This window comes from Microbacterium sp. DT81.1 (genome assembly GCF_049844955.1).
GTDB lineage: Bacteria > Actinomycetota > Actinomycetes > Actinomycetales > Microbacteriaceae > Microbacterium.
On sequence record NZ_JBNCMA010000003.1, the window covers coordinates 525,195 to 539,298 of the forward strand.

At 69.7% G+C, this 14,104-nt stretch carries 11 protein-coding genes; 7 read left to right on the forward strand and 4 right to left on the reverse strand.

The genetic code is table 11. From position 1 onward, the window contains the following. Positions 1-23: 23 nt before the first annotated feature. From ACLQ2Q_RS11050 to ACLQ2Q_RS11060, 3 genes are read left to right on the forward strand one after another with little or no spacing between them, the layout of a single operon-like run. Positions 24-668 (forward strand): ArsR/SmtB family transcription factor, encoded by a 645-nt coding sequence (locus ACLQ2Q_RS11050; RefSeq protein WP_425820482.1) that lies wholly within the window; start codon positions 24-26, stop codon positions 666-668. Beyond that, entirely contained in the window at positions 665-898 is a 234-nt protein-coding gene (locus ACLQ2Q_RS11055) for a hypothetical protein (protein ID WP_425820483.1), read from the forward strand. Before ACLQ2Q_RS11050 ends, ACLQ2Q_RS11055 begins: the two co-directional genes overlap by 4 nt. After that, a complete protein-coding gene (locus ACLQ2Q_RS11060) occupies positions 895-2,244 on the forward strand; it encodes an MFS transporter (protein ID WP_425820484.1) in 1,350 nt (449 codons plus the stop codon). The genes ACLQ2Q_RS11055 and ACLQ2Q_RS11060 overlap by 4 nt, the downstream gene beginning before the upstream one ends. Positions 2,245-2,253: 9 nt before the next feature. Here the strand turns inward: ACLQ2Q_RS11060 and ACLQ2Q_RS11065 are convergent, their stop codons facing one another. Next, entirely contained in the window at positions 2,254-2,508 is a 255-nt protein-coding gene (locus ACLQ2Q_RS11065) for a hypothetical protein (protein WP_425820485.1), read from the reverse strand. Further along, a complete protein-coding gene (gene valS, locus ACLQ2Q_RS11070) occupies positions 2,508-5,084 on the reverse strand; it encodes a valine--tRNA ligase (protein WP_425820486.1) in 2,577 nt (858 codons plus the stop codon). Before valS ends, ACLQ2Q_RS11065 begins: the two co-directional genes overlap by 1 nt. 1,029 nt (positions 5,085-6,113) lie before the next feature. Here valS and ACLQ2Q_RS11075 point away from each other — a divergent pair. Continuing rightward, positions 6,114-6,275, forward strand: coding sequence for a DUF559 domain-containing protein (locus ACLQ2Q_RS11075; protein ID WP_425820487.1), 162 nt, complete (start codon positions 6,114-6,116; stop codon positions 6,273-6,275). A 247-nt stretch (positions 6,276-6,522) separates the two neighbouring features. On the opposite strand, the gene ACLQ2Q_RS11080 is transcribed toward ACLQ2Q_RS11075, so the two are convergent. Together ACLQ2Q_RS11080 and ACLQ2Q_RS11085 are read right to left on the reverse strand one after the other, a co-directional pair. Next, positions 6,523-7,176, reverse strand: a complete 654-nt coding sequence (locus tag ACLQ2Q_RS11080; protein ID WP_425820488.1) for a pentapeptide repeat-containing protein — start codon at positions 7,174-7,176, stop codon at positions 6,523-6,525. Positions 7,177-7,185: 9 nt separating this feature from the next. After that, positions 7,186-8,538: an MFS transporter gene (locus ACLQ2Q_RS11085; RefSeq protein WP_425820489.1), complete on the reverse strand. Its 1,353-nt coding sequence runs from the start codon at positions 8,536-8,538 to the stop codon at positions 7,186-7,188. Between the two features lie 376 nt (positions 8,539-8,914). On the opposite strand from ACLQ2Q_RS11085, the gene ileS reads away from it, so the two are divergent. From ileS to ACLQ2Q_RS11100, 3 genes are read left to right on the forward strand one after another with little or no spacing between them, the layout of a single operon-like run. Then, the gene (ileS, locus tag ACLQ2Q_RS11090; RefSeq protein ID WP_425820490.1) at positions 8,915-12,307 is read left to right on the forward strand and encodes an isoleucine--tRNA ligase; all 3,393 of its coding nucleotides are present in this window, start codon (positions 8,915-8,917) and stop codon (positions 12,305-12,307) included. Next, entirely contained in the window at positions 12,304-13,656 is a 1,353-nt protein-coding gene (locus ACLQ2Q_RS11095) for a bifunctional folylpolyglutamate synthase/dihydrofolate synthase (protein ID WP_425820491.1), read from the forward strand. Before ileS ends, ACLQ2Q_RS11095 begins: the two co-directional genes overlap by 4 nt. Then, positions 13,653-14,102, forward strand: a complete 450-nt coding sequence (locus tag ACLQ2Q_RS11100) for a DUF4233 domain-containing protein (protein ID WP_425820492.1) — start codon at positions 13,653-13,655, stop codon at positions 14,100-14,102. Before ACLQ2Q_RS11095 ends, ACLQ2Q_RS11100 begins: the two co-directional genes overlap by 4 nt. Positions 14,103-14,104: the final 2 nt, after the last annotated feature.

The window sequence follows — 14,104 nt, forward strand, 5'->3', positions numbered from 1 at the left end:
CTTTGCAAGAGTAGCTTTGCACCATGAGCAGCGACGACCAGCCGAACGGCCCCGGAGAGGCGACTGAGCCCGACGAGGCCACGCGTCCCAAGGACTACCGCGTTCTCGACGCGGGCGCTCTTCGCGCACTGGCCCACCCTCTGCGCGTTCAGATCTACGACATCCTCAGCCAATACGGGCCGCAGACCGCCAGCTCGCTCGCGGCTCGCCTCGGCGAGTCATCCGGAGCGACCAGCTACCACCTGCGCGCACTCGCCGCCCACGACCTCATCCGCGAGGTCGAGGGAAGGGGAACGGGACGCGAGCGGTGGTGGGAGCGGCCGAAGGGGGGCGTCACCTTCGCCAATCCGGAGGCCATGCGCACGCCATCTGGAAGAGCCGCCACCCAGCTCGTCATGGCGGAGTTCTTCCGCCGCAGGCAGCAGCAGCTGGTCGATTACGTCAACCGCGGCATCATCAACGAGCCGGAGACCTGGCAGGAGAGCAGCCTGCTCTCCACCTCCACCGCGCGGATGACGGTCGAGCAGACCCAGAAGCTCGGCCGGGAGATACAAGCGCTGGTGGATGCCGCCACCGACAAGTACCGCGATCAGCAGGGAGAAGGCGTGCGCCCTGTCACCATCCGCGCCGATATCTTCCCGCTCCCCAACGAAGGAGAAGCATCATGAGCACTCTCAGCGTCCACCGCGCGCCGCGGGGGTCCGTCCGCAGCGCCGGCGCAGCATACGCCACGCGTCTCGAGCGCCTCCTGCTCAGCGCTGCCGCCCTGCTCACCTCGGCGGCCGAGGCGCACGTGCGGCACCGCGCGTCGCGCGGCATCGTGCTTTCGGCGGCAGCCCACGACGATGCACGTCGCGACGCTGTCGCTGCGGGGCACATGGGGCTGCTGCCCCGATGAGCGCAGGCTCCCGCGTGCAGAAGCCGGTGTCCCGTGCCGAGCGCCCACGCCTCGGACGGGACTTCGGCAAGCTCTGGACCGCGGCGGCCTTCAGCAACCTCGCGGATGGCCTGCTGCGCACCGCCGTGCCGCTGATCGCCACCACGCTGACCCGCGATCCTCTTGCGATCGCCGCCCTCGGAGCGGTCGCGTTCCTGCCGTGGCTCCTCTTCGGTCTGCCGGCCGGCATGCTCGTGGACCGGTTCGACCGCCGCTGGATCATGGCGATCGCCAACACGCTGCGAAGCGGCACCGCGCTGGTGCTGGCCATCCTCACCGTCACCGGTTCCCTCGACATCCCGAGCCTGCTGGTCGCCACGCTGGTGTTCGGGTTCGGCGAGACGCTGTTCGACAACGCCACGAATGCGATCATCCCCGCCCTCGTCGATGACCGCGGCCGGGACCGCGCCAATGGCTTCATGCAGGCTGCGCAGGTGACGATCGACAGCTTCGTCGCGACGCCCATCGCCGGCGTGCTGTTCGCCGTTTCGCTGGCGCTCCCGCTGTGGGTCGGCACCGCGGGCTACGTCATCCCGATCGTGTTGGCCATCCTCCTCCCGCTCTCCGCCGCTCGCCCGCTGCGGCGGCCCCGTGCGGTGCTCGACGCCACGGGGGACCCGACGGATGCCGCGGCCGTCGGGCTCTCGGCCGCCACGCCGGTCGCCGCACCCGCTCCGGCCCAGGATGCCACGGAACCCCGCGTCACCGCGAAGGAGGCGGCCGCCTACCTCTGGCGTCACCGGTACCTGCGGGCGCTGGTCCTCTTCACGTCGGTGGTCGGCTGCGCCTTCTCCTTCGCGCAGGCTCCGACGATCCTGTACTTCCTCGACGAGATGCGGGTGCAGCCCATCGCGATCGGGTTCGTCACCGCCGGCATCGGACTCGGCGCACTCGCCGGATCGCTCGTGGCCCCGATGCTCGTGGAGAGCTTCGGCCGCGGGGCTGTCATGCTCGGCGCGAACATCGGAGCGGGAGCGTGCCTCGTGGGGGTGGGCCTGGCGCCGGAGGTCATCACGGGGGTTCTCGCCTACGCGGGCCTGGCGTTCTCGGTATCCACGTGGAACGTGCCGTGGGGGGCGCTGCGTCAGACCATCGTGCCGAACCAGATCTTCGGACGGGTGCTGGGCATCATCCGAACCTTCACGTGGGGAGTGTTCCCCTTCGCCACGCTGCTCGGTGGATTGGTAGCGCGCTACGACCTGCGGCTGCCCTACCTGATCGCGGCGGGCGTGACACTCGTCGCAACCGCGGTCGCGTGTCGTCTGCTCCTCCGGGCGTCGACCTTCACGGGACCGCTCGAGGACTGAGGCGGCGGGTCAGTGCCCGCCGAAGCCGGTGTCGGGGTCGTGCTCGACGACGGCCTCGCCCTCCGCCGTCAGGCGAACGATGACCCCGCTGTCGAGCTCAGCGACGGGTCGCCCCTCGAGCCACGTGAGCGTCCAGCGGGGCCGTGGGGCCCCGTCGGATGTCAGGACGTAGGTGTCGTCGACCTCGGCGATCGCCGAGCGGAGCTCCTTCGGCACGGCGGCCGGCGGTTCGTCTCCCGAGGTCCAGCGAGTTCCGAGCTGCATCATGCCTCCTGTGCGGGTGCCAATTCGATGGATGTCACGGTGAGGGCATCGCCCTCGACGAGGGTGAGGTCGCTGATGCGTCCCACAGCGCGAAGATCGCCTTCGGCGAACCGCAGGGCGTTCAGCGTCTCAGCCGGTGCGGTGACCGTCGCACGGGCGACGGGCGTCTTCTGCGAAGCCTTCGCCTCGGTCTTCGCACGACGGATGCCGACGAGCGCTGCGCTCGCGGCCGCCAGCACCGCCGGGTCGCCGTCGGATCCGAGCGGCGCGGGCCATGGGGCGGTGTGCACGGAGCCCTCGTTGAACCAGGACCAGGACTCCTCGGTCGCGAACACGAGCACGGGGGCGAGCAGTCGCAGCAGCGATGACAGGGCGATGCGCAGCGCCAGCGCGGCCGATGCCTGACCGACGTCCGTGCGGTCGTAGGCGCGCTCCTTGACGAGCTCGAGGTAGTCGTCGCAGAACGTCCAGAAGAACTGCTCAGTGACCTCCAGAGCGCGCGCGTGGTCGTAGGCCTCGAGCGCCTTGGTCGCCTCGACGATGACTCCGTCGAGCGTCGCGAGCATGCTCGCGTCCACCGCATGAGTGATCTCGGCGCCCTCGGCCGCAGGGAACGACAGCACGAAATTCGCCGCGTTCAGCACCTTGATCGCGAGGCGACGGCCGATCTTGATCTGCGTCGGGTTCTGCGGGTCGAAGGCGGCATCCGTGCCCAGTCGAGAGGATGCCGACCAGTACCGCACGGCATCCGAACCGTGCTGGTGCAGGATGTCGGCGGGGGTGACGACGTTGCCCTTCGACTTGGACATCTTCTTGCGGTCGGGGTCCACGATGAAGCCCGAGATGGCGGCATCCCGCCACGGCGCCTTCCGGTCCTCGAGCGCGCTCCGCAGCATCGTGGAGAACAGCCACGTCCGGATGATGTCCTGCCCCTGGGGACGCAGGTCGAACGGCGCCACCAGGTTCCAGAGCTCCTCATCGCGTTCCCACCCGCCCGCGAGCTGCGGGGTCAGTGAGGACGTCGCCCAGGTGTCGAAGATGTCGAGCTCCGGCTCGAAGCCGCCGGGAATGCCGCGCTGGCCCTCCGTGTAGCCGGGGGGCACGTCGCTCGACGGGTCGATCGGCAGCTGCGATTCCTCCGGCACGAGCACGCGGGAGTGGTCCCGCTCTCCGTTATCGTCGAGGGCATACCAGACGGGGATCGGCACGCCGAAGAATCGCTGACGCGAGACAAGCCAGTCGCCCGTGAGCCCGTTGACCCAGTTCTCGTAGCGGACGCGCATGAACTCCGGATGCCAATCCACCTCCCGGCCGAGACCGATCAGCGTGTCACGAAGGGTCTCATCGCGGGCGCCGTTGCGGATGTACCACTGGCGCGTCGACACGATCTCCAAGGGCCGGTCGCCCTTCTCGTAGAACTTCACCACGTGGGTGAAGGGCTTCGGAACCCCGATCAGCTCGCCCGACTCCTGCAGCAGCTCGACCATCCGCTTCTTCGCACTGAACACGGTCTTGCCCGCCAGTTCCGCGTAGGCGGCGAGCCCCGTCTCGCTCGTGACGGCCTCGGGTGCGTCGGGGATCACCCGGCCGTCCTGTCCGAGGATCGTGCGGTTCGGCAGGTCCAGCTCGCGCCACCAGATGATGTCGGTCACGTCGCCGAAGGTGCAGATCATGGCGATGCCCGAGCCCTTGTCGGGCTGCGCCAGGTGGTGCGCCAGAACAGGCACCTCGACGTCGAACACGGGCGTGCGAACGGTCGTGCCGAAGAGCGATTGATAGCGCTCGTCATCCGGATGCGCCACGAGCGCCACGCAGGCGGCGAGCAGCTCCGGACGGGTCGTCTCGATGAACACGTCGTTCTCGGGCCCGTGGAAGGCGATGCGGTGATAGGCGGCGGCCTGGTCGCGGTCCTCGAGCTCGGCCTGCGCGATCGCGGACCGGAAGTCGATGTCCCAGAGGGTGGGCGCCAGCGACTGGTAGGCCTCGCCGCGCTCGAGGTTGCGCAGGAAGGCGAGCTGCGACGTGCGGATCGTCTCGTCCGAGATGGTGCGGTAGGTCTGGGTCCAGTCGACCGAGAGGCCGAGGTCCCGCCAGAGCGCCTCGAAGGCCTTCTCGTCCTCGACGGTCAGGCGCTCGCACAGCTCGATGAAGTTGCGCCGGCTGATGGCGATCTGGTCGGCTGCGCGCGAGCTCTTGTTGTCGCCGCCCTCGTACGGGGGAGCGAAGCCGGCGTCGTAGGGCAGCGACGGGTCGCAGCGCACACCGTAGTAGTTCTGCACGCGGCGCTCGGTGGGAAGGCCGTTGTCGTCCCAGCCCATGGGGTAGAAGACGGTCTTGCCCGTCATCCGCTCGTAGCGCACCTTGATGTCGGTGTGCGTGTACGAGAACACGTGGCCGATGTGCAGCGAGCCGGATGCCGTCGGCGGGGGAGTGTCGACGGAGTAGATGCCCGCACGGCCGACCTCTGCCGCGCCCAGGCGGTCGAACAGGAAGGTGCCGTCGGCCTCCCACTTCTGCGACCACTTCGCTTCGAGACCTTCGAGGGCTGGTTTGTCGGGAATCTGCGCGTCGGCCATGGGGGTCTCCTGAGCGATATAGGCGGCACGGTGTGTACGTGCCTGAGTGTGGGATGTCGGCCCATTCTACGCGGGCCGCGTGCGGACCCGGTCGGCGGGTCCCTCCGAGCTGTGGTTGCTCGGGCGTGCCCGCGGGTCGGTTGCCCACCGCTGGGCGCTGCCGGCGTCGGGAGGAGATCCGGCATCGGGAGGGCCGGTTCCCGCAGAACGTTCCTCCCCAAGCCGGATCTCCTCCCGAAGGCCGCCTGGCGCGCGCGCAAGGACATGTAGCGCGCGCTCCTCCCCAGGTGGGTCCAAGGTGGGACTTCGTCCCCGTAGACCCTGCCGTGCCCGTGCGCTCGAAGTCTGTTGAGCAGAATCGAGCGATGCATGCCGCTGCCTTCACCCGCGCGAAGGGCGGCGTGGTCCCGGTCCGCAGCCTGCGTCGCGCCGGCCACTCGGAGCACGCACTGGCACGGGCTGTTTCCACCGGGGTGTTGGTGCGGGTCCGGCGCGGGTGGGTCGCTGTTCCGGATGCCGACCCATACTTGATCGCAGCGGCACGGGCCGGCGTGGTCGTGTCCTGCATCACCCAGGCTCGGCGGCTTGGTCTCTGGGTCCTCGCCGGAGCGGAACCGCACGTCGCCGCTCCGCAGCACGCCGGCCATGTCGCGGCCCTCGACGCGACAGTGCACTGGGCCGCGCCGCTCGTTCCGCGGGTTCCGGGAGCCCTCGAGGATGCCGTCGAGAATGTGCTGGCTCTGGTGGCGGACTGCCAGCCGTCGGAAATGGCCTTGGTGATCTGGGAATCGGCTCTGCGACGGGGGATGGTCGATCGAGTCGCGCTCGCTCGCCTCCCGCTGGGGCCGAAGGCTCGGACGATACTCGCCGACGCGCATCCGTTCTCCGATTCGGGACTGGAGTCGCTCTTTCGGGATCGCCTTCGTTGGCTGCAGCTGCCGATCATCGCCCAGCCTTGGCTCGCCGGACACCGAGTCGACTTCCTCATCGGCGATCGACTCGTCTTCCAAGATCGACGGCGCCCACCACGTGGGTGCTCAGCGCGAGGCCGATATAGCGCACGATGCACGGTTGATGCTGCTCGGCTATCACGTCATCCGCGTCGGATACACCCAGGTCATCGACCAATGGCCCTCTGTGCAGGATCTCATCATGCGCGCGATCGCCCAGGGCCTGCACCGCGCGATCTGAGCGGCGCTGCCGCGGACATGGACCGAGCCGCCGCGGGGCGTTCACGGATCCCCGCACCTTCGTCGCGCGCTCCTTCGACGCCCGTCGCGGTGACTTCGGGAGGAGATCGAGGATCGGGAGGATGAGTGCGGGGCGAAGCGGTCCTCCCGACGCCGGATCTCCTCCCGAAGCCGGATCTCCTCCCGAAACCGACCTTGCCTAGGCCGCCGGGCCTGCCCGGAAGCCGCCTCTCAGTCGCCCCACCCGGTCAGTCGCGGATCAGCACCCCGGCCGCGGCGGCGAAGTCCGGACCCAGGGCCGTGACCTGGCGTTCGCTGAGCGTCGCGCCGCGCAGGGCGGCCATGTCGAGATACCGGACCGCCTCGAGGCCGCGAAGGTCGACGTGCTCGATGCGCCAGTCCCGGTTGTCGACCTCGTCGACGCGGCAGCCCTCGAAGCGCACGCGCGAGAGCTTCGCCTGGGGCGCATCGAGCGAGCCCAGCGTGCAGTCGACGAGCAGCAGGTCGGATGCCGTCGCCCCGGCCAGCGTGAGGTAGTCCACCCGCATCCCGCGGAGCTCGACGCCGTTGAGGTCGGAACGCGAGAGATCGAGCGTGCCGATGCGGCCGCCCGTCATCCGCACGGTCTGCCACCTCGTTTCGCGGAACGAGACGTCGACCCCGCGCAGGTCTTCGATCTCGACATCCGTCAGCGACGACCCGCCGAGGTCGAGCCGCTCGACATCCGCACCCCGCACGATGCTCTCCACGAGGTGGGCGTGCGGCGCATCCACCCGCCCCGACAGTCCCTCCAGAAGCGCCGCGTCGACATGCGCCCCGCGGCGGAGCACACCCTCGCCCAGGTCCCTGGGGAGGTCGGGCGCCGCGATGCGTGGCGCGAGGGGAGTCGTGGTCCGGGCCATTTGCCCACGCTACGCCGGGACCGACGCCGACACTGTCCGGGTCGCGGATTCCGGCTCGGATTCCACCTCGGGCACGGGCTTGCGCCGCCCCGCCGCCCACGCGGCGAGGAGGGTGAGGAGCGCCATGGGCGCCAGCACGACCCCGGGGTGCCACCACGCGAAGCCGGTGGAGTCGCCGATCCAGAAGGTGAGGGCCGGGATGAATCCGCTGATCGTCGCGGCGATGGCGTACGAGATCGACAGCGCCGAATAGCGGAAGCGGTCGGGGAACAGGTCGTTCATCAGCCCGCCGAGCGCGGCCCACGACATGGTGGGCAGGATGCCGCCGATGATCATCGTCGCGACCAGGATCGGGAAGGTCGCGAACTGGAGCAGGAAGTACATCGGAAAGGTGATGAGCAGCGTGCCGAGCGCGCCCCAGGCGACGACGCGCGCCGATCCGATCCGCATCGCCCAGGATCCGAACAGCGGGATCGTGACGAGCTGCAACAGCCCGCCGATGGTCGTCGCGACGAGCAGGTCCTGGAAGCTGAACCCCAATTGCTCCACCCCGTAGTTGATCGTGTACGTGTTCATGAGCGAGTACGAGCCGATGCCGAGCAGGGCCGCGCCGATCGCGATCACGACGGCGCTCGGGGCGGCGGTGAACAGCGTGACGAACGGCACCCGCTCGCGGCGATCCTCGGCGACGACCTCCTTGAAGACCGGCGTCTCCTCGATCGACCAGCGGAGGTAGAGCGAGACCAGCAGCAGCGGGAATGCGACGAGGAACGGGATGCGCCAGCCCCAGGCCGCGAGCTCCTCCGCGGGCAGCGCGATCGTCATGACGATGAACAGCACTGCGGAGAGGATCGAGCCGACGGGCGAGCCGAGCTGCGGGATCGATGCATAGAACGCGCGCTTCACGGGACCGGAGTGCTCCGTGGCGAGCAGAATGGAGCCGCCCCACTCGCCGCCGAGCGAGAGACCCTGGGCGATGCGCAGGAGCACCAGCAGCACCGCGCCGACCCAGCCGGCCTGCGCGTACGTCGGAAGAAGCCCGATGAGCCCCGTCGCGACGCCCATGACGCCGACGGTCCAGAGCAGCGTCGTGCGGCGACCGAGGCGGTCGCCCATGTACCCGAAGATCACGGCGCCGATGGGGCGCACGAGGAACGCGACGGCGACCGTCGAGAACGCCAACAGCTGTGCGCCGAACTGTCCGAGCGGCTCGAAGAACAGCGGGCCGATGAAGTACGCGGAGAAGTACGCGAAGACGTAGAAGTCGAAGGACTCGAGCGATGTGCCGACCATCGACGCCCAGGCGACGCGGCGGACGGGGGATGCGGAGGCGGCGGATGCTGCAGAAGAGGTCACGGGCATCCATCTTGCCACTCCTGGGGCTTGCTGGATCCCGTCCAACAACCGCCGCAACGTTGAAAATCGGTCCGGCGACCGAGCCCCCGTGCGGCGCGCCGATTCCGGGCCGCCGGACCGATTCTCGCGGCGGAGGGCGAGGAGGGTCCCTCGCCCGTTAGAATCGACGCACAGACACCGATCCGGCCATCACCGGGGAGTCTTCGGAAGAACGGTCCCCTCCGGGGCTCAGTAGAACCGAACGGGGCAGGCCCGTCACAGCCGCAGGAAGAGCGAGTGCGCTTCGCCGGTTTCGACGGGGCGCGCTAAGCGGGGTGGTACCGCGGGTTTCCCGAACGGGAGGGTCGTCCTCGCAGGAAGCATCGCAACCTGCTGGAGTGACATGACGTATCCCAAATCAGGACCCGACGTCCCGCCGAGCCCCCGCTTTCCGGCCATCGAGGCCGAGGTGCAGGAGTTCTGGCGCGCCGACGACACGTTCCGGGCGAGCATCGCGCAGCGCGACGGGGCGCCCGAGTGGGTGTTCTACGACGGCCCGCCGTTCGCGAACGGGCTCCCGCACTACGGACATCTGCTGACCGGCTACGCCAAGGACGTGTTCCCGCGATTCCAGACGATGACCGGCCACCGGGTCGACCGCGTCTTCGGCTGGGATACGCACGGACTGCCGGCCGAACTCGAGGCGATGAATCAGCTCGGCATCAGCGAGAAGGCTCAGATCGAGGCGATGGGCATCGACGCCTTCAACGCGAAGGCGCGGGAGTCCGTGCTCGCCTACACCCGCGAGTGGGAGGACTACGTCGGGCGTCAGGCCCGCTGGGTCGACTTCGAGCGCGGGTACAAGACGCTCGACACGACCTACATGGAGAGCGTCCTCTGGGCGTTCAAGACCCTCTACGACAAGGGTCTCGCATACGAGGGCTACCGCGTGCTGCCCTACTGCTGGCGCGACGAGACGCCGCTGAGCGCGCACGAGCTGCGGATGGACGACGACGTCTACAAGATGCGCCAGGATCCCTCCGTCACGGTGACATTCCCGCTGGTGGGCGTGAAGGCCGAGAGCCTCGGCCTGACCGGCGTGCGCGCCCTCGCGTGGACCACCACGCCATGGACGCTGCCCACCAACTTCGCGCTGGCGGTCGGCCCCGACATCCGGTACGTCGTGGTCCCCGGCGGCCCGCTCGGCGCCGCCGACGTGCATCGCGACGACGAGGCCGCCGAGGCCGAATCGCATCGCTATCTGCTGGCAGAGGAGCTGCTGCCGAACTACGCCAAGGACCTCGGGTACGAGAGTGCAGCGGATGCCGCGGCCGCCGTCGACGCGCGTCTCACCGGCGCGGAACTCGCCGACGTTCACTACGACCGGCTGTTCGACTACTACGCCGACGAGGAGGCCTGGGGGACCCGGAACGCCTGGCGCATCCTCGTCGATGACTACGTGACGACCAGCGACGGCACCGGCATCGTGCACCAGGCGCCGGCCTACGGCGAGGACGACCAGCGGGTCGGCGAGGCCGCCGGCATCCCGACCATCATCTCCCTCGATGACGGCGGACGATTCCTGCCGATGGTGACGGATGTCGCCGGCGAGCTGTGGATGGACGCGAACACGCCGCTCCTCCGCATCCTGCGCCAGAACGGCCGCCTGCTGCGCCTGGCGAGCTACGAGCACACCTATCCGCACTGCTGGCGCTGCCGCAACCCGCTCATCTACAAGGCGGTGTCGAGCTGGTTCGTGCGGGTCACGGACTTCCGCGATCGCCTCGTCGAGCTGAACGAGGACATCACCTGGGTGCCCGAGAACGTCAAGCACGGGCAGTTCGGCAAGTGGCTCAGCGGCGCCCGGGACTGGTCGATCAGCCGCAACCGGTACTGGGGCTCGCCGATCCCGATCTGGAAGAGCGATGACCCCGAGTATCCCCGGATCGACGCGTACGGCTCCCTCGAGGAGATCGAGCGCGACTTCGGACGGCTGCCGCGGAACGCGGAGGGCGAGGTCGACCTGCACCGCCCGTTCATCGACGACCTGACGCGCCCGAATCCGGACGATCCCACGGGGCGCAGTACGATGCGGCGCATCGAGGACGTGCTCGACGTGTGGTTCGACTCCGGGTCGATGCCGTTCGCGCAGGTGCACTACCCGTTCGAGAACGCGCAGTGGTTCGACGAGCACTCGCCCGCCGACTTCATCGTCGAGTACATCGGCCAGACCCGCGGCTGGTTCTACGTCATGCACGTGCTCTCGGGTGCGCTGTTCGACCGTCCGGCGTTCACGGGCGTCTCGTGCCACGGCATCGTGCTGGGCAGCGACGGGCAGAAGATGTCGAAGTCGCTGCGCAACTACCCCGACGTCTCCGAGGTCTTCGATCGCGACGGGTCGGACGCGATGAGGTGGTTCCTGATGGCGAGTTCGGTGCTGCGAGGCGGCAACCTCGTCGTCACGGAGGAGGGCATCCGCCAGGGCGTCCGGGAGTTCCTGCTGCCGCTGTGGAGCTCGTGGTACTTCTTCTCGACCTACGCCAACGCAGCGGGCGGCCCGGAGGGAAGCGGGTACGACGCGAGGTGGAGCACGGCGTCGACCGACCCGCTCGACCAGTACATCCTGGCGCTCACGGGCGATCTGGTGCGCGGCGTGCGGGCAGACCTCGAGGGGCTGGACTCGACGACCGCGGCCGGCAAGCTGCGCGACTTCGCCGAGGTGCTGACGAATTGGTACATCCGGCGATCGCGCGACCGCTTCTGGACGGGCGTGGATGCCGCGAACCGACAGAGCAACGAGGCTTTCGACACCCTCTACACGGTGCTCGAGACCCTCACGCGGGTGGCCGCGCCGCTGATCCCGCTCGTCTCCGAGCGCGTCTGGCAGGGACTCACGGGCGGGCGCAGCGTGCACCTCACCGACTGGCCGGATGCGGATGCCTTCCCGCACCACGCCGACATCCGTCCCGCGATGGATGCCGTGCGCGAGCTGTCGAGCGTCGCCAACGCCCTTCGGAAGAAGGAGGGGCTCCGCGTACGCCTGCCGCTCGGGAGGCTGACCGTGGTGGCGGCGGATGTCGCGGCTCTCGCGCAGTTCGAGGACATCCTGCGCGACGAACTGAACGTCAAGGCGGTCGAGCTCGTCGAACTCGCACCCGAGACGGCCGTCGAGTACGGCATCACCCACCGGCTCACGGTCAACGCGCGCGCGGCGGGTCCCCGCCTCGGCAAGCAGGTGCAGCAGGTCATCCAGGCAGCACGCGCCGGCGACTGGAGCGAGGCCGACGGCGTCGTGACCGCCGGCGGGATCGCCCTCGAGCCGGGGGAGTACGACCTCGTGCTCGAAACCACGGGACGCCCGGAGGGCGAGGCTCTGGCCCTGCTCCCCTCTGCGGAGGGGGGCGGCGGCGGCTTCGTGCTGCTCGACACGACCATGACGCCGGAGCTGGCCGCCGAGGGGCTGGCGCGCGACGTCGTGCGCGCCGTGCAGGACACGCGCAAGGCGGCCCGCTTCGACGTCAGCGACCGGATCCGTCTCGAACTGGCCTTCGCCGACGGCGACGACGCCCGGGCGGTCGCGTCGGCCTTCGACGTCGCCGACGTCGCCGGGGAGACCCTGGCGACCGAGTTCTCGGTGCGGGGCTCCGCGGGCGAGACGCTGCTGGGCGAGCAGCTCGATGGACGAACGCCCGATCACTCGGCGGAGTTCGCCGCTGGTGCGTTCGCGAACGCCGGCGCCTTCAGGGTGTCGGTCCAGAGGCTCGTCTCGGCCGAGAAGCTGGGGGCGTCCGCGTGAACGACCGAGCGAGGGCGGATGCCGTCTACGCGACGCTGCTCGAGCGTCGGGGCGAGCGGTGGGTGCAGCCGCGCGTCGAGCGCACCGCCCGTGTGCTCGAGCTGCTCGCCGATCCGCAGCGCACGTACCGCGTGGTGCACGTCACGGGGACCAATGGCAAGACGTCGACCAGCCGCATCATCGAGAGCCTCGTGCGGGCGCATGGGTTGCGCACCGGCCTCTTCACCAGCCCGCATCTCGAGCGCTTCACCGAGCGCATCATGATCGACGGCGAGCCCGTTTCGGATGCCGCGATCGCCGACGCGTGGGACGAGATCTCGCCGTTCGTCGACCTGGTGGATGCCCAGCTCGAGGCCGCGGACGATGCGCCGCTGACCTTCTTCGAGCTGCTCACCGTGCTGGCGTTCGTCGCCTGCGCGGATGCCCCGGTGGACGTGCTCGTGCTCGAGGTCGGGATGGGCGGATCCTGGGACTCGACGAACACCGCCGACGGGGACGTGGCCGTCTTCGCGCCGATCGACATCGACCACGCCGACCGCCTGGGCGAGACCATCCGCGAGATCGCCTCCGTCAAGGCGGGGATCATCAAGGACGGCGCCGCCGTCGTCTCCGCGAAGCAGGACCCCGCGGCCGAGGCCGTGCTGCGCTCCGCCGCCGCGGCCCGTGAGGCATCGATCGCCTTCGAGGGCGGCGAGTTCGCGCTGACGGATGACCGCCTGGCCGTCGGTGGTCAGCTCATCTCGGTCCGCGGCCTCGCCGGCACCTATCCCGAGGAGTACCTGCCGCTCTATGGCGCGCATCAGGGCGCGAACGCCGCCCTGGCGATCGCCGCGGTCGAGTCCCTGATCGGCGGTGGCCGGCAGCCGATCGCCGGCGACATCCTCGCCGAGGGCCTGAGCGAGGTGCTCTCGCCGGGGCGCCTGCAGCTGGTGGGCGTGGCCCCGACGGTGCTCGTCGACGCGGCCCACAACCCGCACGGCGCGCGGGCGCTGGCCTCCGCGCTGACCGATTCGTTCGACTTCGACGAGTGGGGTGTCGTGCTCGGAGTGCTGGGCGACAAGGATGCCGCGGGCATCGTGGATGCCCTGGCCCCCCGCGCCGCGCACGTCTTCGCGACGGCGCCGGACTCGGATCGCGCGAGCGATGCCGACACGATCGCCGACCTGGCCGAGGCCCACGGACTCGCCACGACCGTGCACCACGACGTCGCCGACGCCGCCGCGGCGGCGCGGGAGTGGGCCGCGGCATCCGACCGCCGGGCCGTCGTCATCGCCGGCTCGGTCGTGCTCGCGGGAGAGGCGATCGCCGTCGCGTCGGCCGAGGGGTGGAAGGCAGGGCTCGACGCATGACCGCCCAAACGGCGCCCGAACCCGCCCCGCGCCCCCGGCGCCGCAGGACCCTGGTGGAGAATCTGGGCGCGATCGTGCTCGGCTTCGAGTCCGTGGTCGTCTTCCTCGGTGGCCTGGTGGTCTACGGCCTCAACGTGCTCCCTGAGGGGATCCCGTCCTGGTGGGGGGTCGTCACCGGGTCGGTCCTCGCCGTGCTGATGGTCCTGACCGCCGGCATGCTGCATCACCGCTGGGCGATCGCCTTCGGCTGGGTGCTGCAGCTGCTCGTCGCGCTCGGTGCGTTCCTCGTCCCCGCGTTCCTGCTCATCGCGCTCGTTTTCGGCGGCATGTGGGCGTATGCGACGATCGGTGGAGCACGCATCGAGGCTCGCTCGGCATCCGGCGCCGATTCCCCGTCGCAGCAGCAGGATCACCCGACGCAGCCCCAGACCCCGGAAAGAGAGTGACT

Excerpts from the sequence above, each read along its gene's own strand:
- ACLQ2Q_RS11050 (WP_425820482.1), top strand. The coding sequence starts at position 24 with ATGAGCAGCGACGACCAGCCGAACGGCCCCGGAGAGGCGACTGAGCCC.
- ACLQ2Q_RS11055 (WP_425820483.1), top strand. The coding sequence starts at position 665 with ATGAGCACTCTCAGCGTCCACCGCGCGCCGCGGGGGTCCGTCCGCAGC.
- ACLQ2Q_RS11060 (WP_425820484.1), top strand. The coding sequence starts at position 895 with ATGAGCGCAGGCTCCCGCGTGCAGAAGCCGGTGTCCCGTGCCGAGCGC.
- ACLQ2Q_RS11065 (WP_425820485.1), bottom strand. The coding sequence starts at position 2,508 with ATGCAGCTCGGAACTCGCTGGACCTCGGGAGACGAACCGCCGGCCGCC.
- valS (WP_425820486.1), bottom strand. The coding sequence starts at position 5,084 with ATGGCCGACGCGCAGATTCCCGACAAACCAGCCCTCGAAGGTCTCGAA.
- ACLQ2Q_RS11080 (WP_425820488.1), bottom strand. The coding sequence starts at position 7,176 with ATGGCCCGGACCACGACTCCCCTCGCGCCACGCATCGCGGCGCCCGAC.
- ACLQ2Q_RS11085 (WP_425820489.1), bottom strand. The coding sequence starts at position 8,538 with ATGCCCGTGACCTCTTCTGCAGCATCCGCCGCCTCCGCATCCCCCGTC.
- ileS (WP_425820490.1), top strand. The coding sequence starts at position 8,915 with ATGACGTATCCCAAATCAGGACCCGACGTCCCGCCGAGCCCCCGCTTT.
- ACLQ2Q_RS11100 (WP_425820492.1), top strand. The coding sequence starts at position 13,653 with ATGACCGCCCAAACGGCGCCCGAACCCGCCCCGCGCCCCCGGCGCCGC.